This window comes from Mycolicibacterium vaccae NBRC 14118 = CIP 105934, assembly GCF_001552715.1.
Taxonomy (GTDB): Bacteria; Actinomycetota; Actinomycetes; order Mycobacteriales; family Mycobacteriaceae; genus Mycobacterium; species Mycobacterium vaccae.
This window is the reverse complement of record NZ_BCRS01000010.1, coordinates 39512-65047: the sequence shown is the minus strand read 5'-3', so window position 1 is coordinate 65047 and position 25536 is coordinate 39512. Positions and strand designations below refer to the sequence as shown.

The 25536-nt window shown below is 68.6% G+C and carries 24 protein-coding genes; 12 read left to right on the top strand and 12 right to left on the bottom strand.

The genetic code is table 11. The features are described 5' to 3' along the window. Nucleotides 1–223: type VII secretion target (locus tag MVA01S_RS03705; protein ID WP_060941542.1), on the bottom strand; the 223-nt coding region annotated here is incomplete at its 3' end. Between the two features lie 51 nt (nt 224–274). On the opposite strand from MVA01S_RS03705, the gene upp reads away from it, so the two are divergent. Then, complete coding sequence (gene upp / locus MVA01S_RS03700) at nt 275–898, top strand: uracil phosphoribosyltransferase (RefSeq protein WP_003929459.1); 624 nt, start codon at nt 275–277, stop codon at nt 896–898. Between the two features lie 10 nt (nt 899–908). On the opposite strand, the gene MVA01S_RS03695 is transcribed toward upp, so the two are convergent. Further along, nucleotides 909–1355, bottom strand: coding sequence for a hypothetical protein (locus tag MVA01S_RS03695; protein WP_003929460.1), 447 nt, complete (start codon nt 1353–1355; stop codon nt 909–911). Nucleotides 1356–1390: 35 nt separating this feature from the next. Next, nucleotides 1391–2518, bottom strand: a complete 1128-nt coding sequence (locus MVA01S_RS03690) for an esterase-like activity of phytase family protein (protein WP_003929461.1) — start codon at nt 2516–2518, stop codon at nt 1391–1393. Between the two features lie 285 nt (nt 2519–2803). Here MVA01S_RS03690 and MVA01S_RS03685 point away from each other — a divergent pair, with 285 nt between their 5' ends. Beyond that, nucleotides 2804–3640 (top strand): helix-turn-helix domain-containing protein, encoded by an 837-nt coding sequence (locus tag MVA01S_RS03685; RefSeq protein WP_003929462.1) that lies wholly within the window; start codon nt 2804–2806, stop codon nt 3638–3640. Between the two features lie 168 nt (nt 3641–3808). Next, on the top strand, nt 3809–4897 hold the full coding sequence (locus MVA01S_RS03680; RefSeq protein ID WP_003929463.1) for a cytochrome P450 family protein: 1089 nt from the start codon (nt 3809–3811) through the stop codon (nt 4895–4897). Nucleotides 4898–5096: 199 nt separating this feature from the next. Here the strand turns inward: MVA01S_RS03680 and MVA01S_RS03675 are convergent, their stop codons facing one another. After that, nucleotides 5097–5843 carry a creatininase family protein gene (locus tag MVA01S_RS03675; RefSeq protein WP_003929464.1) on the bottom strand — a complete coding sequence of 249 codons (747 nt, stop codon included), beginning with the start codon at nt 5841–5843 and terminating at the stop codon, nt 5097–5099. Nucleotides 5844–6036: 193 nt separating this feature from the next. Between MVA01S_RS03675 and MVA01S_RS03670 the strand changes: the two genes are divergently transcribed. Continuing rightward, nucleotides 6037–6852: a helix-turn-helix domain-containing protein gene (locus tag MVA01S_RS03670; protein WP_003929465.1), complete on the top strand. Its 816-nt coding sequence runs from the start codon at nt 6037–6039 to the stop codon at nt 6850–6852. A gap of 123 nt (nt 6853–6975) precedes the next feature. Further along, a complete protein-coding gene (locus tag MVA01S_RS03665) occupies nt 6976–8220 on the top strand; it encodes a cytochrome P450 family protein (RefSeq protein WP_003929466.1) in 1245 nt (414 codons plus the stop codon). On the opposite strand, the gene MVA01S_RS03660 is transcribed toward MVA01S_RS03665, so the two are convergent. Further along, entirely contained in the window at nt 8211–8996 is a 786-nt protein-coding gene (locus MVA01S_RS03660; RefSeq protein WP_003929467.1) for an alpha/beta fold hydrolase, read from the bottom strand. The genes MVA01S_RS03665 and MVA01S_RS03660 overlap by 10 nt on opposite strands. A 197-nt stretch (nt 8997–9193) precedes the next feature. Here MVA01S_RS03660 and MVA01S_RS03655 point away from each other — a divergent pair, with 197 nt between their 5' ends. After that, a complete protein-coding gene (locus MVA01S_RS03655; protein ID WP_003929468.1) occupies nt 9194–10606 on the top strand; it encodes a glutamine synthetase family protein in 1413 nt (470 codons plus the stop codon). 49 nt (nt 10607–10655) lie between these two features. Beyond that, a complete protein-coding gene (locus MVA01S_RS03650) occupies nt 10656–12482 on the top strand; it encodes a helix-turn-helix domain-containing protein (protein ID WP_003929469.1) in 1827 nt (608 codons plus the stop codon). Between the two features lie 44 nt (nt 12483–12526). On the opposite strand, the gene MVA01S_RS03645 is transcribed toward MVA01S_RS03650, so the two are convergent. Both MVA01S_RS03645 and MVA01S_RS03640 read right to left on the bottom strand, forming a co-directional pair. After that, complete coding sequence (locus MVA01S_RS03645) at nt 12527–14128, bottom strand: phospho-sugar mutase (RefSeq protein ID WP_040540485.1); 1602 nt, start codon at nt 14126–14128, stop codon at nt 12527–12529. A 53-nt stretch (nt 14129–14181) separates the two neighbouring features. Beyond that, entirely contained in the window at nt 14182–14646 is a 465-nt protein-coding gene (locus MVA01S_RS03640) for a MarR family winged helix-turn-helix transcriptional regulator (protein WP_003929471.1), read from the bottom strand. 88 nt (nt 14647–14734) lie between these two features. Here MVA01S_RS03640 and MVA01S_RS03635 point away from each other — a divergent pair, with 88 nt between their 5' ends. Continuing rightward, nucleotides 14735–15874 (top strand): AbrB family protein, encoded by a 1140-nt coding sequence (locus tag MVA01S_RS03635; protein WP_003929472.1) that lies wholly within the window; start codon nt 14735–14737, stop codon nt 15872–15874. On the opposite strand, the gene MVA01S_RS03630 is transcribed toward MVA01S_RS03635, so the two are convergent. Next, nucleotides 15820–16614, bottom strand: a complete 795-nt coding sequence (locus tag MVA01S_RS03630) for a purine-nucleoside phosphorylase (RefSeq protein WP_003929473.1) — start codon at nt 16612–16614, stop codon at nt 15820–15822. The genes MVA01S_RS03635 and MVA01S_RS03630 overlap by 55 nt on opposite strands. Nucleotides 16615–16661: 47 nt before the next feature. Here MVA01S_RS03630 and MVA01S_RS03625 point away from each other — a divergent pair, with 47 nt between their 5' ends. Both MVA01S_RS03625 and MVA01S_RS03620 read left to right on the top strand, forming a co-directional pair. Then, nucleotides 16662–17843, top strand: a complete 1182-nt coding sequence (locus MVA01S_RS03625; RefSeq protein WP_003929474.1) for a M20 family metallopeptidase — start codon at nt 16662–16664, stop codon at nt 17841–17843. Next, on the top strand, nt 17840–19015 hold the full coding sequence (locus tag MVA01S_RS03620; RefSeq protein ID WP_003929475.1) for a M20 family metallopeptidase: 1176 nt from the start codon (nt 17840–17842) through the stop codon (nt 19013–19015). The genes MVA01S_RS03625 and MVA01S_RS03620 overlap by 4 nt, the downstream gene beginning before the upstream one ends. 109 nt (nt 19016–19124) lie before the next feature. On the opposite strand, the gene MVA01S_RS03615 is transcribed toward MVA01S_RS03620, so the two are convergent. Next, entirely contained in the window at nt 19125–19697 is a 573-nt protein-coding gene (locus tag MVA01S_RS03615) for a TetR/AcrR family transcriptional regulator (RefSeq protein WP_003929476.1), read from the bottom strand. 216 nt (nt 19698–19913) lie between these two features. On the opposite strand from MVA01S_RS03615, the gene MVA01S_RS03610 reads away from it, so the two are divergent. Further along, nucleotides 19914–22778, top strand: a complete 2865-nt coding sequence (locus MVA01S_RS03610; RefSeq protein ID WP_003929477.1) for an MMPL/RND family transporter — start codon at nt 19914–19916, stop codon at nt 22776–22778. Here the strand turns inward: MVA01S_RS03610 and MVA01S_RS03605 are convergent. Together MVA01S_RS03605 and MVA01S_RS03600 are read right to left on the bottom strand one after the other, a co-directional pair. Further along, nucleotides 22775–23386 carry an SDR family oxidoreductase gene (locus MVA01S_RS03605; protein ID WP_003929478.1) on the bottom strand — a complete coding sequence of 204 codons (612 nt, stop codon included), beginning with the start codon at nt 23384–23386 and terminating at the stop codon, nt 22775–22777. The two genes, MVA01S_RS03610 and MVA01S_RS03605, sit on opposite strands and share 4 nt — an antisense overlap. Nucleotides 23387–23505: 119 nt before the next feature. After that, nucleotides 23506–24252 (bottom strand): SDR family NAD(P)-dependent oxidoreductase, encoded by a 747-nt coding sequence (locus MVA01S_RS03600; protein WP_003929479.1) that lies wholly within the window; start codon nt 24250–24252, stop codon nt 23506–23508. A gap of 135 nt (nt 24253–24387) precedes the next feature. Between MVA01S_RS03600 and MVA01S_RS03595 the strand changes: the two genes are divergently transcribed. Continuing rightward, complete coding sequence (locus MVA01S_RS03595; RefSeq protein WP_040540483.1) at nt 24388–24996, top strand: TetR/AcrR family transcriptional regulator; 609 nt, start codon at nt 24388–24390, stop codon at nt 24994–24996. A gap of 2 nt (nt 24997–24998) precedes the next feature. Here MVA01S_RS03595 and MVA01S_RS03590 read toward each other — a convergent pair whose 3' ends face one another. Further along, nucleotides 24999–25481 (bottom strand): gamma-glutamylcyclotransferase family protein, encoded by a 483-nt coding sequence (locus MVA01S_RS03590; protein ID WP_003929481.1) that lies wholly within the window; start codon nt 25479–25481, stop codon nt 24999–25001. Nucleotides 25482–25536: the final 55 nt, after the last annotated feature.

Here is a 25536-nt window from a genome sequence, read left to right as displayed (position 1 = left end):
CCGTGAGACGACCGCTGAGCCCGCCGAGGACGCCGGCCTCGTGCCGGGCCGCCCGGGACAGTGACGCCAGGAACCGGGCACCGACCGGCCCGAACATCGGTGCCGCCTCGGCCGCTGCGGCGGCCAGCCGCGTCGCGGCGGCATCGAGGTCGGCAGCATGCGCGGTGCACGCGGAGCCGTAGGCGCGGAGGGACGCGGTGTCCACGGACAGCGGGGCGGGCATATGGATAGGACGCCGGGAAGCGCTGACCGGTTCCCGTTAAGGTCTGGTGCCATGGATGTGCGCGTTGTGGATCACCCGCTGGCCGCGGCGCGGCTGACGACCCTGCGCGACGAGCGCACCGACAACGCCGGGTTCCGCGCGGCGTTGCGCGACCTCACGCTGATGCTGGTCTACGAGGCCACCCGGGAGCTCGCCGTCGACATCGTGCCGGTGCGCACCCCACTGTGTGAGACGGCGGGGACGCGGCTGGCCTCTCCGCCGCTGCTGGTCCCGGTGCTGCGTGCCGGTCTCGGCATGGTCGACCAGGCGCACGCGCTGATCCCGGAGGCGCGGGTCGGCTTCGTCGGGGTCGCCCGCAACGAGGAGACCCACCAGCCCACGCCCTATCTGGAGTCGTTGCCCGACGACCTGAGCCACCAACCGGTCATCGTGCTGGATCCGATGCTGGCCACCGGCGGTTCGATGGCCCACACGCTGGAGCTGCTCTACGCCCGCGATGCCGTGGACGTCACCGCGATCTGTGTCGTCGTCGCCCCGGAGGGCCTCAGGACATTGGAGAAGGTGGCCCCGCGGCTCAAGCTGTTCACCGCGACGATCGACTCGGGTCTCAACGACATCGCCTACATCGTCCCGGGTCTGGGTGACGCCGGTGACCGTCAGTTCGGGCCACGCTGACCGACCCGGATCACAGGGCGCACAGCGCCGCCCGCAGCCGGCCGTCGAGGTCGCCGGCGCCGAACTCGTAGAGCGGACCGCCTCCGTCGGCGAGTACCCGGCGCAGCCGAGCCATCCCTCTGGCCTGCACCGGGTGTGGTGATCGCAGCCGATCGATGATCACCTGAACGGTGTCCTGCGCCGTGCGGATGCTGTTTCGGTGCAGAGGGATTCGCCCGGTGCGCCACGCGCTCCCGTCATGGGCGTCGGCGACCGTCCGCTCGAACGAGCACGCGATGCTGCGCCGTTCCCGCGGGGATTCCAGGCGCCGCGCGTGGGCGGCCAGCGGCGTGCCCGGTTTGCCGGTGAAGCCCAGGGCAAGCTGTTGATCCAGCCGACCGGCGAATGTCCGTGCCGCGATGCGCGCGGTCAACGAGCCGGGACCGGCCTCTCGGAGGGTGAAGGGGGTGTCGAGCATGATTGTTCCTTTCCTGAAAGGCTCTGGGAGCGGGCTCACGTCGCTGTTCCGATCGCGAATGCCAGCACCTGGGTGACGTGGTCGGCGGAGAAGTCGTCATCACTGACGGCCACGACCGAGAGACGGCCGTCGGGAAGTGGCGGTCCGAGGGTGATTCCCTCGAGGTTGGCCACCCGCTTCAAATCCGGGGTGGTGGCGAGATCGACGAGCAGGGTCTTGGTCATCGATGACACCGGTCGGCCGTCGAGCTCGGGCACCCCCATGACGTCCTGCGCGTCGCCGATCTCGGTGTGGTAGATCCGCGCGGAGGTGCGCGAGCCGCGCCCCCGCTCGAGTGTCAGGAAACTGGAGTCGTCCAGCGCCACGAGATCGGACAGCCCGTTGTCGCCGCCGCTTCCCGAAGTGGTCGGGTCCAGTGCATAGGTGTACTGCGCGGTGGGCTCGAGGGTGTCGGGATCGAACCGGGTGATCCGGGTCAGGGCGCCGCGCAACGGCGTCGGCCGTGGACCGTCCTGGAACAGCGGGCCCTCCATCGCGGTGAACAACGAGTCGCCGCTGGGCGTCAGCGTCAGGCCCTCCAGCGAGAGGTTCTGACGCGGCCCTCGGTCGACGGCGGACATGAGCAGGTTGTCCGGCATGGTGAATTCGCCGATCCCACGCCCGTCGAAATCGACGATGCGCACCGACGGATCCTGTAGGACAGTGGAATTCGGCTCGTCGACCAGTCGTGATCCCTCGCTGGACCAGTAGATCCGTTGCCGTCGGCTGTCGACGGCGATGCCTTCGGGGTCCGGTGGCGTCATCACGGCGCGGGTGTCGGTGATCGACGACGCACGGAACTCAGTCCGGTGTTGAGGAAGCAGCCGGCGCGACTCGAGGAACTCGACTGATTGAACGCCGTTGTTCTGCAATTTGATTCGGGAAACATAGAAGCGGGTCGGCCCGTTACCCGACTGGTCGTCGGTGACCAGGTAGTACACATCGCGGCCCGGGTCGTAACTGATGCCGGACAGGCCGCCGATCACCGAGCCGTCGACGGTCGACAGGTGCGGAATCTCTGCCTGACCCAGATAAGTGACGGCGGCCGGGGTTCTGTGCGGCGAGGTGCAGCCGGCGACCGCGACGGATGCGGCCAGGAGCGTGGCGCAGACGTGACGTTTCATCTCGTCACCGTCGACGAGTGGTGATGGTGGTCCATGGCCAGTCCTTCAGTGTGATGTGCTCCGGATGGGGTGAATTGGTCGGGCCGGGAACCGGATAGGGGTGCGGCCAAGCGGCCTGGCCGGAGCGGACCGCGTTAACACAGTGAACCGCCCACCGCATTGCGGGGAGAAGGCAGAGCTTTGCCTAGGAAGTCGACTACCACCCTGCGCGAGCGGAGAATTTTGTCCCTCATCAGGTGAATCTGTTTGTAGCCAAGGGGTACCGGGCGTAGATACACTGGCACGGTGTCCAAGAAGAACCATCCGCTCGCGGAGTTCTTGCGCACCCACCGGAGCAAGATTCAGCCCGCCGATGTCGGGCTGCCAGCCGGTGCTCGTCGTCGCGTCGCCGGCCTTCGACGCGAAGAGGTGGCCGGCTTGGCCGGTATCAGCACCGACTATTACCACCGGATCGAACAAGGGCGGGAACGCCCGTCAGATCAGGTGCTCGACGCAATCGCGCGGACGTTGCGGCTGAGCCCGGACGCGACCCGGTACCTGAGAAACGTGGTGGCGAATCACCTTCCGCGACAGAACCTCGCGACGTCGCAGCAGGCGTTGAACCCGGCACTGCAGATCCTCATCGACGGCTGGCCTGTCTCACCCACACACATTCATGACGTCGGCGTCACCGTGGTGATGGCGAACCCGCACGCGGCGGCGTTGTCTCCGAGCTTCGCGACCGGGGGCAACCCGTTGCGCAGCCTCTTTCTCGACGCGCAGATGCGCGAGTTCTACCGTGACTGGGACGGATTGACCGCATGGGCGGTCCGGTGGCTGCGCGACTTCGTCGGACACCACCCGGATCCGAAGCTTCACGCGCTGATCGACGACTTGCGCAGCCGGAGTGCACGCTTCGACTCCCTGTGGGCCACCTACGACGTCCGCGCGCACAGCCGCGGTCTCCTGCAGATCGATCACCCGTTGGTGGGGCCGCTCGATCTGCACTTTCAGCATCTGGGCCTGCGCGGCACCGAATACACGATGGTGACGTACTGGGCGGACCCGCAGTCCCCATCCGACCACGCGCTGCGCCGGCTGGCAGAGGTCTGTGGTTCCCGATCGGGGCCGGAAGACTACTAGGAGAAGTTCAGACTGGGTATCGCCCTGCGACGCCGTCACTGTGAAGCGCATGCGTTCGATCCGGGGCGGGACCGCAGGACAGTGCTGAGGCTGGGGAGTTCGTTCATTCAAAATCCTCACCCGGCTTACGATCTGCTTCGGCGACAAGGCGCCGCGCATCAGATCGAGATGTCGGACGACGTGCGGGTATGGTTGATCACGCGGTATGCGGAGGCCAAAACCCTGCTCGCCGATCCGCGACTCCGTAAGGACGGCACCGGCACGCTCTGCCTGTCTGCCACCGACGGACCGACCGATCCCGCGTTGGCCGACAACATGCTGTTCCGGGATCCGCCAGACCACACCAGGCTGCGACGTTTCCTCACCGCGGCCCTCACCGCCTACTCGATCCCGAAGTTGCGGTCCACCGCCGTCGCGATCGCCGACGAACTGCTTTCCACGATGGCCGCTTCGGCGCCCGGGCCGGTGGACCTGATGCAGGCTCTGGCCCAGCCGCTGCCGATCCGGGTGATCGGCGAACTGCTGGGGGTGCCGCTGGACGAGCGGGACCGGTTCTGCTCGCTCGTCGTTGGCGTCTTCCACAACATCGATGCCGACCAGTTGGCCAGTGCGCAAAGTGAACTGGTGCACCTGTTGCGTACGATGCTGGCAGTCAAACGTTACCGACCGGCCGACGACGTGTTCAGCGGACTCATTCACCATCGGGAGAGCGGGGATCAGCTCTGCGACAGAGAACTGATGGGTACCGCGTTGCTGTTGATCGTCGCCGGTTACGAGACGACTGCGAACCTGATCGGCAACGGAGTGCTGGCGCTGCTGACCCACCAGGCGCAGTTGCACGCCCTGCGCGCCGACAGATCACTGCTGCCCGCGGTGATCGAGGAGGCATTGCGGTTCGAAAGTCCCTTGAACACCGCGAGTGTCCGTTTCACCAGCGCACCGGTCGAGGTGGGTGGGGTGACGATTCCAGCCGGTGAACTCGTGTTGATCGCGCTGCAATCGGCCAACCGTGACGTGGCGCAGTTCGCCGGGGCGAACCGGTTCGACGTGTTCCGCGCCGGCAACCGTCACCTCGCCTTCGGTCACGGGGTGCACTACTGCCTCGGAGCACCACTGGCCCGGATGCAAGCCGAGGTCGCCTTCGACGGACTACTGTCCCGTTTCGACCACATCGAACTGGCCGGGTCCGAACCCCTGCAATACCGGCGGAGCATGTTGCTGAGGGGACTGCACCGGCTGCCCGTCCAGTTCGAGTGAAGGTTCTCGCGTCAGAACAGCTCCGTCACGACAACGAGCAGCGCGACCGCCAGGATCGCCGTGCGAACGACGGAAACAACTGTGCCTCTGTAGAAATCGGCAGCGCGGTCGTGATTCGAATGCATGGACACATCGTCACTGCCGCGGGTGAGCCCATCCAGGCAGAGTTGTCACCACGATCGTGCGCGCCCGGAAGCGTTCATGCTCGGTCGCACTTCGGCATGGGTTCGGATTCCTCGCGTGCCCGGCACAGCAGCTCGGCGACGCCGTCGACGATTGCGTCGAAAAGCCTTGCGCCCGACTCCGCGGTGGCCGTGGTGGGGTAGCCCACCACTCCGCTACGGGTGACGTCCGGCATCGCGTAGGTCAACACGCGGGTGGAGGTGCGGTCTTCCTCGTCGACGGCCCGGTCGAGAAACACCAGGCCGGCGTCGAGGTGCAGCAGCATCGACGTCTCGGCTGCGTTGGCATGCGGGTCATCGGCATCGCCGAAGTATCCTGCGCGAGCCTGCGGTGTGATGTCGTACAGCGAGGCGAAACGTGTGTGCAGTGACGGAATTTCGTGACGGAGGGTGAGCAGCGCACTCTTCGTGGGCGGGCCGTTGGTGGCGTGGGCGTTGATCACCACCATCTTGCGGAAGCCCGACGTGAAGACCCAACGTCCGATATCGAGGACGAGCGCGGTCAGGGTCGAGACGGACAACGACAGCGTTCCCGGCCAATGGGCCGTGTGTCCGAGGGAACATCCATATGCCAAGGCGGGCAGTCCGACGTTGCCGGTGCGGGCGACCGCGGCTTCGACCGCGGCAGTGGCGAGAAGGGTGTCCGTGCCCGTGGGCAGATGGGACCCGTGCTGTTCGATCGCGCCCATCGGCAGAACCGCCACGGCGCCCGAGCGTGCGGCGTCGGCCACCTCGTCTCGGCTCAGATCACTCCAATTCGGCATGGCCGGCGCATGTCCCTTCTACGACCGGTCGACACTGCGGGGTCGCAGCTGAAAGCTATGTCCCTGAAGAGGACCGAACCAGGGCTGCCATGAAACTATGGTCACGTTGCACCGCATCTGCGATCCCCGGAATATGCTGGTCAGGCGAATATTATTGCTGGTCACCGGGTTGACGCCGTCATACAATCGGGACGTGTCAAAGAAGAACCACACGCTGGCGGAGTTCTTGCGCGCCCATCGTGACAAGATCCAGCCCGAGGACGTCGGGCTGCGCGCCGGGGGCCGGCGACGGGTGGCCGGACTCCGCCGTGAGGAAGTGGCCGAGTTGGCGGGGATCAGCGCCGACTACTACCACCGCATCGAGCAGGGCCGGGAGCGGCCGTCGGACCAGGTGCTCGATGCCATTGCTCGTGGTTTGCGGCTGACTCCGGACGCGGCGGTGTATCTGCGAAAACTGGTGTCGGAGCCTCTGCATTCGAAATGTTCGGCGGAGTGGAGACAGCCGCTGAATCCTGCGCTGCAGGCTCTGATCGACGGCTGGCCCGGCACGCCCGCGCACATCCACGATGTCACCACCACCATGGTGATGGCGAATCGGTGCGCACAGGCGCTGTCGCCGAGCTTCGCGGTCGGTGAGAGTCCGTTGCGCCGCTTGTTCCTCGACGATCAGATGCGCGAGTTCTACCGCGACTGGGAGAGTATGACGGCGTGGGCGGTCCGGTGGTTGCGCGACTACGCCGGAGAGCAGCAGAACCGGGAGCTCGACGCGATGATCGACGAATTGCGCACCTGCAGTGCGCGTTTTGATCAGTTGTGGGTCAACCACGACGTCGTCAAGCACGGCGGTGGTCTGCTTCTGGTCAACCACCCCGAGGTCGGTCCGCTCGATCTGCATTTTCAGCTTCTCACCCTGCGGGGCAGCGACCACATCATGTCCACCTACTGGGCCGACCCGGGATCGCCGTCAGAGCACGCACTTCGCCGGCTGGCGCTCAGCGAGGTGTGCTGACCCGTTCCTGGTTGTCCGCTTACCAGGAAAGATTCGGCCTGGGTATCCCGGCGGGGTGTCGGCACGCTGGAGCGCAACAGCCATCGGCGCAGGCGCTACACCGACGACGGGACCGAGAAAACGATGTTGAAGCTGGGAGCTTCGTTCATCCAGAATCCGCACCCCACCTATGACATGTTGCGCAGGCAGGGCCCGGCCCACCAGGTCGAGATGTGGGGCGGGGTGAGGGTGTGGCTGGTCACCCGGTACGCGGACGCGCGGAATCTGCTGGCGGACTCGCGACTTCGTAAGGACGGCGGCATCGCCAGCGGTCTGTTCCCCGAAGGCACGGACGGCTCGATCGGCTCGGTGTTGGGGGACAACATGCTGTTCCGCGATCCGCCCGACCACACCCGGCTACGCCGGTTCGTCACCTCGGCGTTCACCGCACATTCGGTCCGGCGCCTGCGGCCCGCGATCGTCGGGATCGCCGACGAACTGCTCGCCGCGATGGCCGAGAAGGCGCCCGGTCAGCTGGATCTGATGCAGTCACTGGCGCAGCCGCTGCCGATCCGGGTGATCGGTGAACTGCTCGGTGTGCCGCCCGCCGAGCATGAGCGGTTCTCCTCGCTGGCCATGCCGATCTTCACCAGCACCGATGCCGACGAGCTGTCCTGCGCGCAGCGGGAATTGACACATCTGCTCCGCGGGATGCTGGCGGCCAAGCGCGAGCAACCGGCCGACGACGTGCTCGGTCATCTGGTCCACCTGCGTGACAACGGGGATCAGCTGACCGAAAAGGAACTGCTCGGCACGGCGTTCCTGCTGATCGTGGCCGGCTACGAGACGACGGTGAACCTGATCGGCAACGGCATGCTCGCGCTGCTGCGCAACCCGATGCAGATGCGGGCACTGCGCCAAGACCGGTCGTTGCTGCCCGCGGCGGTGGATGAGGTGCTGCGGTTCGAAAGTCCGCTGAACACCGCGACCGTCCGGTTCACCTGCGCACCGGTCACGGTGGGTGAGGTCGAGATACCCGCCGGTCAGCTGGTGCTGATCGGACTGCAGTCGGCCAACCGCGACATGACCCAGTTCCCCAGAGCCAACCGCTTCGACATCTTCCGGCCCGTCAACCGGCACCTCGCGTTCGGCCACGGCGTGCACCACTGCATCGGCGCTCCGCTGGCGCGGATGGAAGGAGAGATCGCGTTCGACCGGCTGCTGTCCTGGTTCGAGGCCATCGACTTGGTCGAGACCGAGCCGATGCGCTATCGGCCGAGCACGCTGATGCGGGGCCTGGAACGGCTCCCGGTCCGGGTGGGGCCGGCGAGCAGAGTCGCGCGCTCCGACGAGCGAGTCGCGTCGGTCGGCGCCGCCGGTCAGAGCTGACCGGATTCCTTGGCGGCCCGGTCGATCACATCGGCGACGGCGCGGGGATGGGTGAGGAACAAGACGTGGCTGGCCTCGACCTCGGTGATCTCGGCGCCGATGCGCTGGGCGGTCTGGCGCAGCATCCTCGGATCGATGGCTTCGTCCTGTGTGGCGATCACCGCCCAGCTCGGCTTGGTCCGCCACGCCGCCTGGGTGAGCGTCTCCTCGAAGGCAGCCATCCGCACGGGCACCTGCGAATCACGAAGGAATGCCGCCTCTTCGTCGCTGGTGTCGGCGGCGAATCCGGCCTTGAACTTCTCGGCGTTCAGAAACCCGAAGCCGTCCGGCTGGGTCTCGATGACGAAGTTGGGCGGCGCCGGGTAGTCGGCGTACTGCTGGCCGGTGGTCTCGCCGGCGTCCGGCGCCAGGCCCGACACGTACACCAGACCGGCGACCTTCGGGTCCACGCCGACCTCGGTGATGACGGTGCCGCCCCAGGAGTGGCCGACGAGCAGGGTCGGGCCGTCCTGGCGGTCCAGCACGCGTCTGGTCGCGGCGACATCGTCGGCCAGCGAGGTGAGCGGGTTCTGGACGATGGTCACCCGGTAGCCGCGGGTGGTCAGTTCGTCGTAGACCCCGCGCCAGCCCGACCCGTCGGCGAAGGCGCCGTGCACCAGCACGACGTTGCGCACCTCGGCCGGTTGGGCGTGTGCCGCGCCGCCGGGCGCCAGGGTCGCGAGGACGGCCGCCGCCGCGGTGGCGGTGACGACGAGGCGGCGGAGTTGGCTGCTCATGATTGTCCTTCCGGCGGGCGGGAATCGGGCTGGGCGGATCGGGCCGGGGGGTGGCCGTTGGGCAGAAGGTATGCCGCCGAAAGGACGCCGAACCAGTACTGCCATGAAACTATGGTCAAGCTGCACGCAGACCGGGTCGTCGCGGTCGGGCTAGTTTTGCCGGTAGCTGACGCGGTGCCGACGGAGGGAGTTCGGCGATGACCGATACCTGGACCACGACCGGGGTCACCAACGGCAGGGTCACGAACGACGAAGCCCACGCCGCGGTGGCGGCGGCACGCGCCCTGTTCGACCAACACAGGATCACCACCGTGCAGTTCGGGATGACCGACATCGACGGCCAACTGCGCGGCAAGTTCGTGCCCGCCGAGGTGTTCCTCGACTCGATCGTGCGGCGGGGCTCCACGATCCCCAACATCGTGTTCGGCTGGGACATCGAGGACACGCTGATGGACTGCTACACCGTATCCGGTTGGCAGACAGGTTACTCCGACGTCGTCCTGGTGCCGGACCTGGCGACGCTGCGGCCCGTTCCGTGGGAACCCGGCCACGCGCTGGTGCTCTGCGACGTGGTGAACACCGACGGGTCCCAGGTGGCGGTCTCGCCGCGGACTGTGCTCGTCGAGCAGGCTGCGCGCGCAGCAGCCCTCGGCTACCGGGTCACCGCCGGCTACGAGCTCGAGTTCTATCTGTTCCGGGAGACCCCCGAGTCGGCCGCAGCGAAGGGGTACCGGAATCTGACCCCGGCCGCCCCCGGCCACGCGACGTTCAGCCTCAACCGGCACAGTGCCCTCGAAGAGGTCATCGGCGCGATCCGAGAAGGCATGCGCGCCTGCGACGTTCCGATCCTGGCGTCGAACGCCGAGTACGGCGCGGGCCAGCTCGAGATCAACATCGAGCACGCCGACGTGCTCACCACCGCCGACCGGGTGGCGATCTACAAAAACGGTGTCCGCCGCATCGCCGAGCAGCACGGCTATCTGGCCACGTTCATGGCCAAGGTCGCCACGGAGTCGGCCGGTTCGAGCGCGCACATCCACCAGAGCATGCAGCGGATCGACAGCCCCGCGCGCAACGCGATGTGGGACGGTGACGGGCCCTCGGCGCTGATGCGTCACGCGGTGGCCGGGCAATTGGCGTCGATGCGCGATTTCACCGTGCTCTACTGCCCGACGGTCAACTCCTACAAGCGGCGGGTGCCGGGGTCCTGGTCGCCGGTGTCTGCGGCGTGGGGCACCGACAACCGCACCGCCGCGCTGCGCGTCATCGCCGCCGACGAGCCGACCTGCCGGATGGAGAACCGGCTGCCCGGCGCCGACGCCAATCCGTACCTCGCGTTGTCGGCGTGCGTGGCGGGGATTCTGCACGGCATCGACAACGACCTCCAGCCGCCTGCACCGGTCGTCGGCAACGCCTACGAGGGAGCCGAAGCGGCGCTTCCCTGTTCGCTGGCCGAGGCGGTCGACGCGTTCGGGCGCAGCGGCCTGGCCCGCGCCGCGTTCGGCGACACCTTCGTGGAGCACTATCTCGCGTCGCGGCAGTGGGAGCGCGATCGCCACCGCGAAGCGGTGAGCGACTGGGAGAACGGGCGCTACTTCAGCCGTGTCTAGAAACGGCGCGATATGTCCCGGCGCGGGCGCTGCCGAATTACGATGGGCCATGCCCGACGAACCGCTGTCCCAGGTGGAGTTGCGGGCCGTGCAGCATTTGGCCGGGGTGCTGGCGTCCACCACCGACGTCGTGGTTGTCGCGCAGGGCGTCGCGGACGCGATCCAGGCGGGCCGGGGCAACCGTGACGTGTACTCCTACGTCTACGACACCGCGGCGAAGGAACTGGTGCTGACCGGGGCGACCGAGAGCCCGGCCGCCGACCATGTGGGCGACCTCCGCGTCGCCTTCGGGGACGGCGTCACCGGGTGGGTGGCGGCGATGAAGCAGAGCTGTCTGGTGCCCGGCGAGCCCGCCCATGATCCGAGGTTCCTGCCCTACCCGGGCATCGGCGAGGAACGTTACGGCGCCATCTTCTCGGTGCCGATCATGTCCCCGGAGGAGGAGCCGCTGGGGTGTATCACGGTGTGGGCCACGACCGGTCACCACTTCGATCCGGGCGAGGTGGCTTTCGTCGAACGGATGGCGGCACTGGTGGCGCCGGTGTTCGACACCGCGCGGGCACGTCAGACCGGCAGCAGGCTGTTCCAGGTGGCCGACGGACTGACCGAGCTGGCCTCGATGGTCTCGTCGGGGACGCCGACAGGCCCCACCCTGGATCATGCGGTCGAGTTCCTGACCGAGGCAGCCGATGCCGACGTCGCGGTGATGATCGTGACGGATCCGTCGGGCGCGGACCGGGTGTACCTCAAGGTCCGCTCCGCCGCTGATTCCGGCCGGCCCGAACTCGACGCGCTCCGCCAGGAGTTGCTGACCGTCGACAAGGATGTCCGACACGGGGTGACCGACTGGCGGACCGCCTCCCAACAGGTCAACCGGGTGTTCGACGGCATCACCGGTGCGGTGTCCAGCGCCGCGGTGCGGGTGGGGGCGGAGGAGTACGGCGTGCTCACCTGCTGTCGAATCCGCCCGCAGCGGTTCTGCGCCCGGGAGACCGCGCTGGTCGCTGCGGTGGCTCAGCAGGGGGCGGTCGCGATCAGGTTGGCGGTCCTGACCGACGAACTGGCGTCACGCAACCGGCTGAACTGGTTCCTGCGCGACCTTTCGGCGGGCAGGCTCGGCGCCGACGAGTTGCGGTCCCGCGCCGCGGCGGTCGGGTTGGACTCCGCCGCCCGCCACGTCCTCGTCGTCGGCAGCGTGTCGACACCGTCGATGCCGCGCGGCGAGACCGGCCCGGTCAGTGTGGCGCTCGGGGATCTGCTGGTGAAGGGATCGGTGTTGCCGGCGGACACCATGTACGCGTCGACACCGCATCAGACCGTGGCGGTGGTGCCGTGGCAGGGTGACGCCGAGTCGGTCGACGCCCTGCGGATACCTCTGCTGGAGTTGTGCTCCCGGCTCAGGTCCGCCGGGCGTGCTGTCACCTTCGGTCTGTCGCAGCCGGTTTCGTCGATCACGGAGCTCGGTGGCGCTCTTGCCGAGGCTCGCGAGGCGATGGCGATCGGCAGCCGCCTGGATAATCCGAACGGTGTCTTCACCCTCGACGACGTCGGGCACCACCTGTTGCTGATGCGGGTATCGGGAGTGGAGGCGATCCGCGACCGCTATGCCGTGGCGATCACGCGGATCGCCGAGTACGACCGGGTGAAGGGCACCGAGCTGCTCGAGACGCTGTCGGTGTTCCTGCACTATCGCAGCCAGAGCGCCGCCAGCCGGGAACTCTACGTGCACCGCAATACCCTGAACCAGCGTCTGACCCGGGCCGCCAATCTCAGCGGCATCGACGTGCTGGAGCCGGCGGAGTGGTTCCCGCTGCAGTTGGCGTTGAAGGTGCACCAGTCCCGCCCGGACCAGCCGACGTTGCAGCCCGGTCGCTGAGTATCGCGGGGCGAGCTGCGCCACCGTCCATTGACCCCGTGCGGCTAAGCCCAGTCCCGCACCGCGGCGGCGACGGCGTCCTGCACCTGCGCGGCCCGGGCCCGGGCCGCGGCCACCTCTCCGGCGCACCGGATCTCGATGTAGCACTTGAGTTTCGGTTCGGTGCCGGAGGGGCGGACCACCACCCGCACCGACGTCGCGTCGTCGCCGCCGGTGAACACCAGCGCGTCGGTGCGTGGCGCCAGATCGGTTGCGCGGAACGCGAATCCGGCCACCGCAACGGGTGGGGTGGCGCGCAGCCGTGCCATCAGCGCTGAGGCCTGCTGCGGGGTGTCGACCCGGCGGGTCACCGCGGCGGTGCTGTGCACACCGTGTCGGCGGGCCAGTTCGTCGAGTGCGTCGAGCACGGTCAGGCCCCGATGCCGCAGCGCCACCACCAGGTCGGCCGCGAGCACCGCAGCGCTGATGCCGTCCTTGTCCCGCACGGCGTCAGGGTCCACGCAGTGCCCGATGGCCTCCTCGTAGGCGTACACCAATGTCGCGTCCAGGCCCTCGTCGGCGCGGGCCAGCCATTTGAACCCGGTCAGGGTCTCCACATGGCGCGCCCCGTGCTCGGCGGCGATGGCAGCCAGCATCCGTGAGGACACCACGGTGCTGGCCACCACGGCATCGGTGTTGTCTCGGCCGGTGAGCAGGTAATCGCCGAGCAGCCAACCGGTCTCGTCGCCGGAAAGCATCCGCCAGCCCTCCGGGGTGGGCACGCCGATCGCGCACCGGTCCGCGTCCGGATCGAGTGCGATCGCGATGTCGGCGCCGACCTCGTCGGCCAGGGCGGTCAACAGCGCTGAGGCGCCCGGCTCCTCGGGGTTCGGGAACGCCACGGTCGGGAAGTCCGGGTCCGGCGCGAACTGGGATTCGACGGCGTGTACGTCGTCGAATCCGGCCAGAGCCAGTGCGTCGAGCGCGAACTCGCCGCCCACGCCGTGCATCGGGGTCAGGGCGATGCGGGCGGTGCCTGCGGTGCGCCGCACGGTCGCGGCGCGTTCGACGTACGCCCGCAACAACTCCGTGCCCGACGCGTCGACAGCCCGGCGGGGGATCTCGTCGGCCGGCGGAGCGGACGCGATCGCGTGCTCGATGTCGCGGTCGGTGGGGGAGATGATCTGCATGCCGCCGGGGAAGTACACCTTGTAGCCGTTGTCGCCCGGCGGGTTGTGCGACGCGGTGATCTGCACTCCGGCCGCGGCGCCGGTGGTGCGCACCGCGAACGCCACCGCGGGCGTGGGCGCCGGACACGGCATCAGGGTCACGGAAAAGCCCTGCGCGGCAAACACTTCAGCGGCCGCCCGGCCGAACTCGGCCGAGCGGTGGCGCGCGTCGTAGCCGACCACCACCGGCGCGCCGCCCAGTGCGCGCTCGGCCAGCACCCGGGCCACCGCCCACGTCGCGCGCAGCACCACAGCGAGATTCATGCCGTTGGGGCCGGCGCGCAGCGGGCCGCGCAGGCCCGCGGTGCCGAACGTCAGCGACCCGGCGAAGCGCTCGGCGAGTTCGTCGGGAGTACACGCGGCCAGCTCGTCGGCCGCGCCGGGATCGGGGTCGTGGGCCAACCACTCCTGCACGGCAGCAGGCAACGGTGCAGTCACCCCATCACCCCACCAGAGGCGAATCGGGCGCGCAAATGTGCCACCGGGGTCGCCTAACGCGCCGGATTCACCGCGGCGGGCTCGGACTCCGCGACCTTGCGCAGGATCGGCGCCACCAGCATCAGCAGGTCGAACTCCAACTCGGACAGGGTGTCGCGCATGGTCTGGTGCAGCCAGGCGTCGCGCTCGGCGCGGTCGGCCTCCAGCAGCGTGACCCCGTCGGCGGTGATCTCGACGAGCTGGCGGCGGCGGTCGTGCTCGTCGGGCCGGCGCGCGATCAGTCGCCGCGACTCCAGCTCGTTGAGCGAGTCGGTCAACGACTGCACGCGGACGTGCATCCGGATGCCGAGCTCCGCGGGGGTGGTCACCCCGGCGCGGCTGATCTCGCCGAGCAGCTGCATCTGGCTCAGGGTCAGGTCGTTGTCCGGACGGTGCCTGCGTAGCTGCCGCGCCACCGCCATCAGCGATTCCCGCAGTTCGGTCGCGGCCGAGAACGCGCGTTCGGGTTTTCCATTCATTGCCAAGATAAACCTTGGTATTTGGTGTGTGTCATAGGTGATCACCCCTAGTTGAGATCTTGTTATGGCAAGAGGATACTTGGCGTCAATGACGAAGTGGGCATTCTGGCGACACCTCCCGGGCTGGGCGCTGCTTCTCGCGCTCACCGTCGCGGTGACCGTTCCGCTGACCCTGGTGGGGGTGCCGTCGGCGGCGCTGTTCGCCGCGCTGGTGGTCGGGATCGCGGTGGCGTTGTGGTCCCGGGGTCCCAAAGCGGTTCCGCGCCGGCTCGGCGTCGCGGCACAGGGCGTGCTCGGCGTCTACATCGGCACGATGGTCCAGCAGGACGCGCTGCCCGCGCTGAAGGACGACTGGGCGATCGTGCTCGCCGTCGTCCTCGGCACGCTGGTGCTCAGTGTGATCGCCGGTGCGTTGCTGGGCGTGCGCCGTGACGTCACCCCGCTGACCGGCTCACTGGCTCTGGTCGCCGGCGGCGCGTCCGGTCTGGTCGCGATCGCGCGCGAACTCGGCGGCGACGACCGCGTGGTGGCGGTCGTGCAGTACCTGCGGGTCGCTCTGGTCACCGCGTCCATGCCGGTCGTGGTCACCTTGATTTATCACGCCGACCGCTCCCACAGCGTGGTCGACGTCGCCCGGGCCGATGCGGCGCCCTGGTATCTGAGCGTGGCGCTGATGACCGCGTTGGTGCTCGTCGGGGCGACCGGAGGCCGGTTGATCAGGCTCCCGGGCGCCGGGCTGCTGGGTCCACTGGCGTTGACGGTCGTGCTGGAGATCAGCGGGCTGTCGTTCGGGTTGACCGTGCCGGAGCTGCTGGTGCAGGCCGGTTACATGCTGATCGGGTGGCAGGCCGGGCTGGCGTTCACCCGGGAGTCGCTGCGTGAGATCGGTCGGCTGTTGCCCGCCGCGGTGGCACTGATCGTGTTCCTCGGGGTCGCGACGGCCGGGCTGGGCGTGCTGCTGGCCCGCGTCGCCGGGCTGACCCCGCTGGAGGGTTATCTGGCGACCAGCCCCGGTGGGGTGTACGCGGTGCTGGCCACCGCCGTGGAGACCGGCTCCAACGTCACGTTCGTCATCGCCGCGCAGGTGGTGCGGATCCTGCTGATGCTCTTCGCGGCACCGCTGCTGGCACACGCGGTGCTGTGGGCGACCCGCCGGTTCGGCCGTGACCGCGATCAGAGCCGGGCGATCACCGACGAGAGCAGGGAACCCATCCGGGTGGCCGACTGACGGCCCGCCTCCAACACCTCGTCGTGGCTCAGCGGCTGGCCCGTCATTCCCGCCGCCAGGTTCGTCACCAGGGAGATGCCCAGCACGTCCGCGCCCGCGGCCCGGGCCGCGATCGTCTCGTGCACCGTCGACATGCCCACCAGGTCCGCGCCGAGCGTGCGCAGCATCCGGATCTCGGCCGGCGTCTCGTAGTGCGGGCCGGGCAGTCCGGCGTACACGCCGTCGGCGAGGTCGGGTTCGATCTCGCGGGCCAGGGCACGCAGGCGAGGCGAGTACGCGTCGACCAGGTCCACGAACTGCGCGCCCACCAGCGGTGAGCGTGCGGTCAGGTTCAGGTGGTCGCTGATCAGCACCGGCTCGCCGACGGAGAAGTCCGCGCGCAGCCCGCCCGCGGCGTTGGTCAGCACCACGGTATGCACGCCGGCCGCACACGCGGTCCGCACCGGGTGCACCACGTGCCGCAGGTCGTGGCCCTCGTAGGCATGGATGCGGCCGAGCAGCACCAGCACGCGGTGCGCACCGACCCGCAGCGACAGCACCTGGCCGCCGTGGCCCTGCGCGCTGGGCGGGGTGAAGCCGGGCAGTTCGGCCATCGGCACGGCGGCGGTCGGATCGCCGAGCTGCGCGGCGGCCGGCGCCCAGCCGGATCCGAGCACCACCGCAACGTCATGGGCGTCGCTGCCGGTGCGTGTGCGCAGCGCGTCGGCCGCGCGCGCGGCAGCTGTCGCCGGGTCTTCCACAGACCGCAGCTTAGTAGGGGTGTTTGTGCAGTGAGATACTTGCCTGCATGCCCACCGTTGCCGCGTCGACCTGCGTCGAGGACGTGGTCCGGCGGCGTCGGGGTGACCTGGTCGAGCTCTCCCACGCCATCCACGCCGAACCTGAACTCGCGTTCGCCGAGCACCGCAGCTGCGCCAAGACCCAGGCGCTGGTGGCCGAGCGCGGCTTCGCGATCACCACGGGTGTCGCCGGCCTGGAGACCGCGTTCCGTGCCGTGTACGGCAGTGGGCCGCTGGTGGTCGGGGTCTGCGCCGAGTACGACGCGCTGCCCGACCTCGGGCACGCCTGCGGGCACAACATCATCGCGGCCTCGGCGGTCGGCACCGCGCTGGCGCTGGCCGAGGTCGCCGACGCGCTCGGTCTGACGGTCGTGCTGCTGGGGACCCCCGCCGAGGAGTTGGGCGGCGGCAAGGCGCTGATGCTGCAAGCGGGGGTGTTCGACGACATCGCCGCTGCGGTGATGCTGCACCCCGGACCCGTCGACATCGCGGCGGCGCGGTCGCTGGCGCTCTCGGAGATGACGATCGGCTACACCGGTCGCGAAGCGCACGCCGCGGTCGCCCCGTATCTGGGCGTCAACGCCGGCGACGCCGTCACCGTCGCGCAGGTGGCCATCGGGTTGCTGCGCCAGCAGCTCGCGCCCGGGCAGATGGTGCACGGCATCGTCACCGACGGCGGTCAGGCCTCCAACGTCATCCCCGGGCACACCGAGATGCGCTACACGATGCGGGCGACCGACTCGGAGTCGTTGCGCGCGTTGGAATCCCGGATGGCCGGCTGCTTCGCCGCGGGCGCCCTGGCCACCGGCTGCGAGCACCTGGTCGCCGAGACGGCACCGGCTTACGCCGAGCTGACCCCCGACCCCTGGATGGCCGAGACGTTCCGCGCCGAGATGACGCGGGTGGGCCGCACCCCGCTGCCCGCGGAGCTGGAGGCGTCGGTACCGCTGGGCAGCACCGACATGGGCAACGTCACCCAGGTGATGCCCGGCATCCATCCGGTCGTCGGCGTCGACGCGGGGGGCGCGTCGATCCACCAGCCCGCCTTCGCCGCCGCGGCGGTGAACGCCAGCGCCGACACCGCGGTCGTCGAGGGCGCGATCATGCTGGCGCGCACCGTGGTCGCGTTGGCCGAATCCGACACCGAACGGGACCGGGTGCTGGAGCACTGGCAGAGGCGGGCGGCATGAGCGTGTTGAAGCATGCGGCGGCGCGCTGGCTCAGCGAGCACCACGACGACCTGGTCGGGTGGCGTCGGCACCTGCACCGCCACCCCGAGCTCGGGCGCCAGGAGTTCAAGACGACGCAGTTCGTGGCCTCAGTGCTGGCCGAGGCCGGCCTCAGCCCGAAGGTGCTGCCCGGCGGGACGGGCCTGACGTGCGACTTCGGCCCCGAGGATGCGCCGCGGGTGGCGCTGCGCGCCGACATGGACGCGTTGCCGATGGCTGAGCGCACCGGTCTGCCGTTCTCCTCGGAGGTGCCCAACGTCGCGCACGCCTGCGGCCACGACGGCCACACCGCGGTGCTGCTCGGCGCGGCGCTGGCGATGGCGTCGGAGACCGAGCTGCCCGTCGGGGTGCGGTTGGTCTTCCAGGCTGCCGAGGAGCTGATGCCCGGCGGTGCGCTCGACGCGATCGCCGCGGGCGCGCTCACCGGGGTGTCGCGGATCTTCGCGTTGCACTGCGATCCGCACCTGCCGGTAGGCCGGGTCGCGGTGAAACCGGGGCCGATCACCTCGGCGGCCGACCACATCGAGGTGACGCTGCACTCACCGGGCGGGCACACCTCGCGTCCGCATCTGACCGGCGATCTGGTCTATGCGCTCGGCACGCTGATCACCGGGGTGCCGGGGGTGCTGTCGCGGCGCATCGATCCGCGTAACAGCACGGTGATGGTGTGGGGCGCGGTGCACGCGGGGATGGCCGCGAACGCGATCCCGCAGACCGGCACGCTGACCGGCACCATCCGCACGGCCAGCCGCCAGACCTGGCTGACACTCGAAGACATTGTGCAGGAGACGATTTCGTCGTTGTTGGCGCCGCTGGGTGTCGAGCATGTGGTGCAGTACCGCCGCGGGGTGCCACCGGTGGTCAACGAAGAGATCTCCACCCGGATCATGACCCACGCGATCGAGGAGATCGGTCCCGGCGTGCTCGCCGACACCAAGCAGTCCGGCGGCGGCGAGGACTTCTCCTGGTATCTGGAGGAGGTGCCCGGCGCGATGGCGCGGCTGGGGGTGTGGAGCGGCCGCGGCCCGCAGCTGGATCTGCACCAGCCCACCTTCGACCTCGACGAGCGCGCCCTCGGTGTCGGCGTGCGCCTGATGGTCAACCTGGTCGAGCAGAGCGCCGCCGCGCTGTAGCCCAGCCCCATTCCCGCCCAGCCCCATTCCCGCGAGCGTGCGTGTCTGCGGGCGCCACGCCGAGCAATTCGGGAAGTTTGCGCACGCTCGCGCAGCGCGATGCGCACGCTCAGTCGATCGGCACGCACACGTCGAGAAACGTCTTGGTCAGCGCCAGCAGCACCTGCTGCAGTTCGGCGTCGTCGAGGTCGGCGACCGTGGGGTCGGTGACACAGCCGTGGATGCCGGCGATGAGCACGGAGATCGCCACCCGGGTGGCGGTGTCGGGGTCAGGGCCGAGCAGCAGGGCGGCGAGCCGGTCGCCAAGGCCGCGGAACTCGGCGTTGTCCTCGAGCAGCCGGTGCACGGTCGGGTCGCCGTAGAACACGCTGGAGATGCGGCGGTGCCGGATGATCAGCTCCACCATGCCCGCGGTCGCCACGTTGCGCCGGGTCGCGGCGGCCGGCAGCGTCTCGGCGATGCGCAGCAGATGTTCGATGTCGTCGTAGACCGGTCGGACCACGGCCAGCGTGATGTCGTCCTTGGAGTGGAACTGGTAGTAGACGGCGGCCTTGGTCACGCCGAGCCGGTCGGCGATCATCTGCAGCGAGGTGCCGCTGACCCCGTGGTCGGCGAAGAGCTCCAGCGCGGCCTCGAGCACCCGCTCGCGCGCGAAGCCCCGGGTGGCAACCGCCTTGGCCATCGTCCCCCCTCCTGCACCACCGGATCTGGGCGACTGTATCCCAGATCACTTCGTCGTTCGATCCCGCTGCAGGTCACCGGTTAGCCAACCGGCTTGTCTGAAGTTAGCCGGTTGGTTAGTGTAACTCGGTAGTTTGCACACTTCCTGTCGAAGGCGGCTGCGCCGTAACGACTTTCGATTAACTCTTCTGGAGGAGTCGCCGGTGGACGGGACCCGATGAGCCGCCTGGACGAAGAGGCGAGGCCGCACTTCTACGGCATCGCCCGGCTCATCCGGCTCGCCTCGGTCCCGATCATCCTGGTCTGGGTCGCGCTCGCCGCGTTCCTGAACGTCTCGGTGCCGCAGCTCGAAGAGGTCGGCAAGCAGCGGTCGGTGTCGATGAGTCCCGACGACGCGCCCGCGGTCATCTCGATGGAACACATCGGCAAGGTGTTCCAGGAGTACGAGTCCAACAGTTCGGTGATGATCGTGCTGGAGGGGGAGCAGACCCTCGGCGACGACACGCGCAGCTACTACGCGGACCTGATCAGCGCGCTGGAATCCGACACCAGACACGTCGAGCACGTCCAGGACCTCTGGAGCGACCCGCTGACCGCGGCAGGCGCGCAGAGCGCGGACGGCAAATCCACCTACTTCCAGGTCTATCTCGCGGGTAACCAGGGCGAGGCGCTGGCCAACGAGTCAGTGCGCGCGGTGCAGGAACTGGTGGCCGAGAGCCAGCCGCCCGCCGGGGTGCAGGCCTACGTCACCGGCGCGTCGGCGCTGGCGGCCGAGCAGGAGGAGGCCGGCCACAGCAGCATGCGGATGGTCGAGGCGCTGACCTTCCTGGTCATCACGATCATGCTGGTGCTGTTCTTCCGCTCGATCGTCACCACGCTGCTGATCCTGGTGATGGTCGGGCTGAGCCTGATGACCGTGCGCGGCGCGGTGGCGTTCCTGGGCTTCCACGACATCATCGGGCTGTCGACCTTCGCGACCAGCCTGCTGGTGACGCTGGCCATCGCGATCGCGGTGGACTACGCGATCTTCCTGATCGGCCGTTACCAGGAGGCCAGGTCGTCCGGCGAGAGCGCGGAATCGGCGTACTACACGATGTTCGGGGGCACCGCGCACGTCATCGTCGGCTCCGGCCTGACCATCGCCGGGGCCACGTTCTGCCTGAGCTTCACCCGGCTGCCGTACTTCCAGAGCCTCGGGGTGCCGTTGGCCCTGGGCATGCTGGTGCTGATCGCGGTGGCGATGACGTTCGGGCCTGCCGTGGTGACGATCGCGAGCAAGTTCGGGTTGCTGGAACCCAAGCGCGCCATGAGGGTGCGCGGCTGGCGCAAGATCGGCGCGGTCACCGTGCGCTGGCCTGCCGCCATCCTGGTGGCCAGCGTCGCGGTGTCGCTGATCGGCCTGTTGGCCCTGCCCGGCTACCAGACCAGCTACAACGACCGCAATTACCTGCCGGACGACATCCAGTCCAACATCGGTTACGCCGCGGCCGAGCGGCACTTCTCCCCGGCGCGCCTCAATCCCGAGGTGCTGATGATCGAGACCGACCACGACCTGCGCAACTCGGCCGACTTCATCGTCATCGAGAAGATCGCGAAGAGGTTGTTCGCCGTCGAGGGCATCGGCCGGGTGCAGACGATCACCCGTCCGGACGGCAAACCGATCAAGAGCACCACGATCCCGTACGCCATGAGCCGCCAGGGCACGACCCAGCAGCTCAACGAGAAGTACATGCTGGACCGGATGGACGACATGCTCGTTCAGGCGGAGTCGCTGCAAACCACCATCAACACGATGGAGAAGATGCAGAGCCTCATGACGCAGATGTCGGAGATCACCACCAGCATGGTGGCCAAGACCAGGACGATGACCGCCGACATCACCGAGCTGCGGGACCACATCGCCGATCTGGAGGACTTCATCCGGCCGATCCGCAACTACTTCTACTGGGAACCGCACTGCTACAACATCCCGGTCTGCACCTCGATGCGCTCGTTGTTCGACATGATCGACGGCACCAACCTGCTTACCGAGAACACTCAGGAACTGTTGCCGGATCTGGAGCGGATGGCCGCGATCATGCCCGACCTGATCGCGCTGATGCCGTCGCAGATCGAGTCGATGAAATCCCAGCGCATCAACATGCTCACGCAGTACCAGACCCAGAAGGGGCAGCTGGAGGCCGGCGCCGAGATGCAGGTCGATGCCGGGGCGATGGGCGATGCGTTCAACGACGCCTGGAACGCCGACTCGTTCTATCTACCGCCGGAGGCCTTCGACAACGCCGACTTCCAGAGCGGCATCGAGCAGTTCATCTCGCCCGACGGCAAGGCCGTGCGGTTCATCATCGCCCACGAGGGTGACCCGCTCTCGCCCGACGGCATCGAGAAGATCGACGCGCTGAAGGTCGCGGCCAAGGAGGCGGTCAAGGGCACCCCGCTGGAGGGGTCGAGGATCTACCTCGGCGGTACCGCGGCGACGTTCAAGGACATGGCCGACGGCACCAAGTACGACCTGTTGATCGCTGGAATCGCCGCGATCGGACTGATCTTCATCATCATGCTGATCCTGACCCGGGCGATCATCGCCGCCGCGGTGATCGTCGGCACGGTGGTCCTGTCCCTGGGTGCATCGTTCGGGCTGTCGGTGCTGGTGTGGCAGCACATCATCGGCATCGAACTGCACTGGATGGTGCTGCCGATGGCGGTGATCATCCTGCTGGCGGTGGGGGCGGACTACAACCTGCTGGTGGTGGCCCGGCTCAAGGAAGAGGTCCACGCGGGTCTGCAGACCGGCCTGATCCGGACGATGGGCGGCAGCGGGTCGGTGGTCACCGCGGCCGGCATGGTCTTCGCGCTGACCATGATGACGATGGCGGTCAGCGACCTGACGATCATCGGGCAGGTCGGCACCACGATCGGCATGGGCCTGATCTTCGACACCCTGGTGATCCGGTCGTTCATGACGCCGTCGATCGCGGCCTTGCTGGGCCGCTGGTTCTGGTGGCCCCAGAAGATCCGGTACCGGCCGGTGCCCTCGCCGTGGCCCACCCCGGCAGCGCGGCCGGCACAGCGCGAAAGCTAGCCGGCGCTGCCCACGTAGACGATGCCGGACGGCTGCGCGGTGGTCGCGGCGGTGGCGACGGCGGGCACCATCACGGTGTCGTCGGTCATCTCCGCGGAGACCACGGTGACACCGATGCCGGCGTGGGCGAACTCCGACCGCATGCCGTAGAGCGCGGTCTCGCCGGCCCGCTGGCTCGCCGCGATCCCGGCGTAGCCCTTCGGCACCGCCTTGTGCGGGTAGAAGTGGGCCTGATGGCTGGTGACGAACACGATCCGGGCGCCGGACGGCATCAGCGGCATCGCCAGTTTCGCGAGCCGCCGTGCGGCTCCGCCGTCGACCAGGCTGCCGGATGCGGCGAGGATCAGCGCGTCCAGCCGGCCGAAACGGGCCCGGACGGTGTCGAGCATCGCCGAGACGGCGAACTCGTCGTGGACGTCGGCGGCGATCGTCGACGCGTGCCCGCCCTCGGCGCGGATCGACCGGGCGACGTCTTCGGCGCGCTCGGATCTTCCGTGGTGGTGGACGACGACGTGGGTGTCCGGCCCTGCGACGCGGCGGGCCACGTCGGCGCCGACGCCGCTCGATGCGCCGGTGACCAGGATGATCCGCTCAGGAGACTGCAGCATGCGGGTTCCTTCCGTTGCGACGGTCGCTTGGGCGTCACCCTACACGCACTCTAAGAAAGTTAAGGGAACAATAAGGTCACCGTAAGGCGATGAATTGGTGGACCGACGGACACGAATGCTCAGAACTGGTGCTCACCGCCGTCAATGTCGATGTTCGCGCCGTAGATGAAGCTGCTATCGGCCGACGCCAGGAACGCCACCGCGCCCGCCACTTCCTGCGGGAGGCCCAGCCGTCCGATCGGCACGCCCTTGGCCAGCTCTGCCTTGAACGCCGCCGCTTCCTCCGGTCCGACGAGTTTCTCGGGCGCCGGGGTGTCGATCGAGCCCGGCGAGACCGTGTTGACCCGGATGCCGCGGTCCTTGAGTTCATTGGCCCAGCTGCGTACCAGCGACCGGACGGCGGCCTTGGACGCCGAGTAGAGCCCGAAGTTCGGCCAGCCGTCGTCGGCGCGGATGGACGAGTTCACGATCACGGCTGCACCGTCGTTGAGCAGCGGCACCGCCTTCTGCACGGTGAGCCAGGTCCCGCGCACGTTGACGTCGAAGTTCTGCTCGTAGTCCTGCTCGGTGGCGTGGCTCAGTGGCCCGAGGACGGCCAGCCCGGCGTTGGCGAAGAGCACGTCGAGGCCCCGGCCGCGCTCCCGGACCGCGTCGTAGAGCCGGTCCAGATCGGCCGCGCGCGCGATGTCGCCCGCCACGGGGGTGGCCGCGGAGCCGATGGAGGCGGCGGCGTCGTCGAGTGCCGCCTGTTGCCGGCCGGTGATGAAGACGTGGGCGCCTTCGGCGGCGAGCCGTTGTGCCGCAGCCAGTCCGATTCCGGTGCTGCCGCCGGTGACGACCGCGGTCTTGTTCTCAAGTGTGCCCATGTGTTGACCCCATCCTTTTCTGTACCGATCGGTGCAATATCAATGTATCACTTCTGCACTGATCGGTACTGAATTGCCGGTTCGGCGGCGAACACTCCCTACCGATCGGTGCAGAAGGGGTAGGATCGCGGCGAAATGGGAGCGCCCAGAACGTCTTCGGTCGGCCGGCCCAGAAGCTTCGACATCGACGAAGCACTGGACAGGGCCATGGTGGTGTTCTGGGAGCGCGGCTTCGAAGGCGCCTCGCTGACCGACCTGACCGAAGCCATGGGCATCACCCGCACCAGCATGTACGCGGCGTTCGGCAACAAGGAGGAGCTGTTCCGGGCGGCCCTGCGCCGCTACCTCGACGGGCCCGGTGGCTATCTCACCGGCGCGCTGGCCGAGCCGACGGCGCGCGCCGTGGCCGAGGCGTTCCTGCGCGGTGCGGTGCGCGCCACCACACGTCCCGGCGGCCCCGCGGGATGTCTGGTCGTGCAGGGCTCGTTGGCCGCGGGGACGGCCGGGGTGCCGGCCCGCGATGTGCTGATCGAGTGCCGCGAAGACGCGGTGTCACACCTGCGTGAGCGCTTCCGCGAGGCGGTCAAGGACGGTGATCTGCCGCAGGAGGCCGATCCGGGGCTGCTGGCCCGCTATGTGATGACCGTGGCGAACGGGATCGCGGTCCAGGCCGCCAACGGCGTCGGCCGTCGAGAACTGCAGCGGCTGGCCGACATGGCGCTGCGGCACTGGCCGCTGATCTGACGCTACGCGCCGGGACCCACGTTGCCGGCCGGCCGGGTCCGCAGATCATGCACGTATTCCGCTGGGGCTCCGGCGATTTCGGCTGCGTCGGCCATCACCCCGAGATAGCGCGCCGACGGGATGCCGCCCTCCCACGCGTCGAGCACATACAGCCACGCCAGCACCGGTTCCAGCGAGGTGTCCGAGGAGAACCCGGAGGTGCGCTCCACCCGGCACCGGATCTTCTTGTGGAAGCCGAGTTCCGAACCCTCCCAGCGGTCGAGGTTCTCCTCGTCCTCCTTGGTCACGTCGTAGAGCACGACGAACACCCTCGACGTCGGATCCTCGACGATGGTGGCCAGCGCGCCCTCCCAGGTGATGTCCGCGCCGCCGAACGTCAGCCGCCACCCGTGCAACCAGCCCGTCCCTGCCATCGGGGAGTGTGGGGCGCGCTGCAGCATCTGCTCGGGATGCATATTCGATCCGTAGGCGGCGTAGATCGGCACGCGAGAAGCTTAGACGCCCTGTCGGCATCCGGCGGGACCTGGACGGCCCTGCTGT

Coding starts and splice junctions, on each gene's coding strand:
- upp (WP_003929459.1), top strand. CDS start 275: ATGGATGTGCGCGTTGTGGATCACCCGCTGGCCGCGGCGCGGCTGACG.
- MVA01S_RS03695 (WP_003929460.1), bottom strand. CDS start 1,355: ATGCTCGACACCCCCTTCACCCTCCGAGAGGCCGGTCCCGGCTCGTTG.
- MVA01S_RS03690 (WP_003929461.1), bottom strand. CDS start 2,518: ATGAAACGTCACGTCTGCGCCACGCTCCTGGCCGCATCCGTCGCGGTC.
- MVA01S_RS03680 (WP_003929463.1), top strand. CDS start 3,809: ATGTCGGACGACGTGCGGGTATGGTTGATCACGCGGTATGCGGAGGCC.
- MVA01S_RS03675 (WP_003929464.1), bottom strand. CDS start 5,843: ATGCCGAATTGGAGTGATCTGAGCCGAGACGAGGTGGCCGACGCCGCA.
- MVA01S_RS03665 (WP_003929466.1), top strand. CDS start 6,976: ATGTTGAAGCTGGGAGCTTCGTTCATCCAGAATCCGCACCCCACCTAT.
- MVA01S_RS03660 (WP_003929467.1), bottom strand. CDS start 8,996: ATGAGCAGCCAACTCCGCCGCCTCGTCGTCACCGCCACCGCGGCGGCG.
- MVA01S_RS03655 (WP_003929468.1), top strand. CDS start 9,194: ATGACCGATACCTGGACCACGACCGGGGTCACCAACGGCAGGGTCACG.
- MVA01S_RS03650 (WP_003929469.1), top strand. CDS start 10,656: ATGCCCGACGAACCGCTGTCCCAGGTGGAGTTGCGGGCCGTGCAGCAT.
- MVA01S_RS03640 (WP_003929471.1), bottom strand. CDS start 14,646: ATGAATGGAAAACCCGAACGCGCGTTCTCGGCCGCGACCGAACTGCGG.
- MVA01S_RS03635 (WP_003929472.1), top strand. CDS start 14,735: ATGACGAAGTGGGCATTCTGGCGACACCTCCCGGGCTGGGCGCTGCTT.
- MVA01S_RS03625 (WP_003929474.1), top strand. CDS start 16,662: ATGCCCACCGTTGCCGCGTCGACCTGCGTCGAGGACGTGGTCCGGCGG.
- MVA01S_RS03620 (WP_003929475.1), top strand. CDS start 17,840: ATGAGCGTGTTGAAGCATGCGGCGGCGCGCTGGCTCAGCGAGCACCAC.
- MVA01S_RS03615 (WP_003929476.1), bottom strand. CDS start 19,697: ATGGCCAAGGCGGTTGCCACCCGGGGCTTCGCGCGCGAGCGGGTGCTC.
- MVA01S_RS03610 (WP_003929477.1), top strand. CDS start 19,914: ATGAGCCGCCTGGACGAAGAGGCGAGGCCGCACTTCTACGGCATCGCC.
- MVA01S_RS03605 (WP_003929478.1), bottom strand. CDS start 23,386: ATGCTGCAGTCTCCTGAGCGGATCATCCTGGTCACCGGCGCATCGAGC.
- MVA01S_RS03600 (WP_003929479.1), bottom strand. CDS start 24,252: ATGGGCACACTTGAGAACAAGACCGCGGTCGTCACCGGCGGCAGCACC.
- MVA01S_RS03595 (WP_040540483.1), top strand. CDS start 24,388: ATGGGAGCGCCCAGAACGTCTTCGGTCGGCCGGCCCAGAAGCTTCGAC.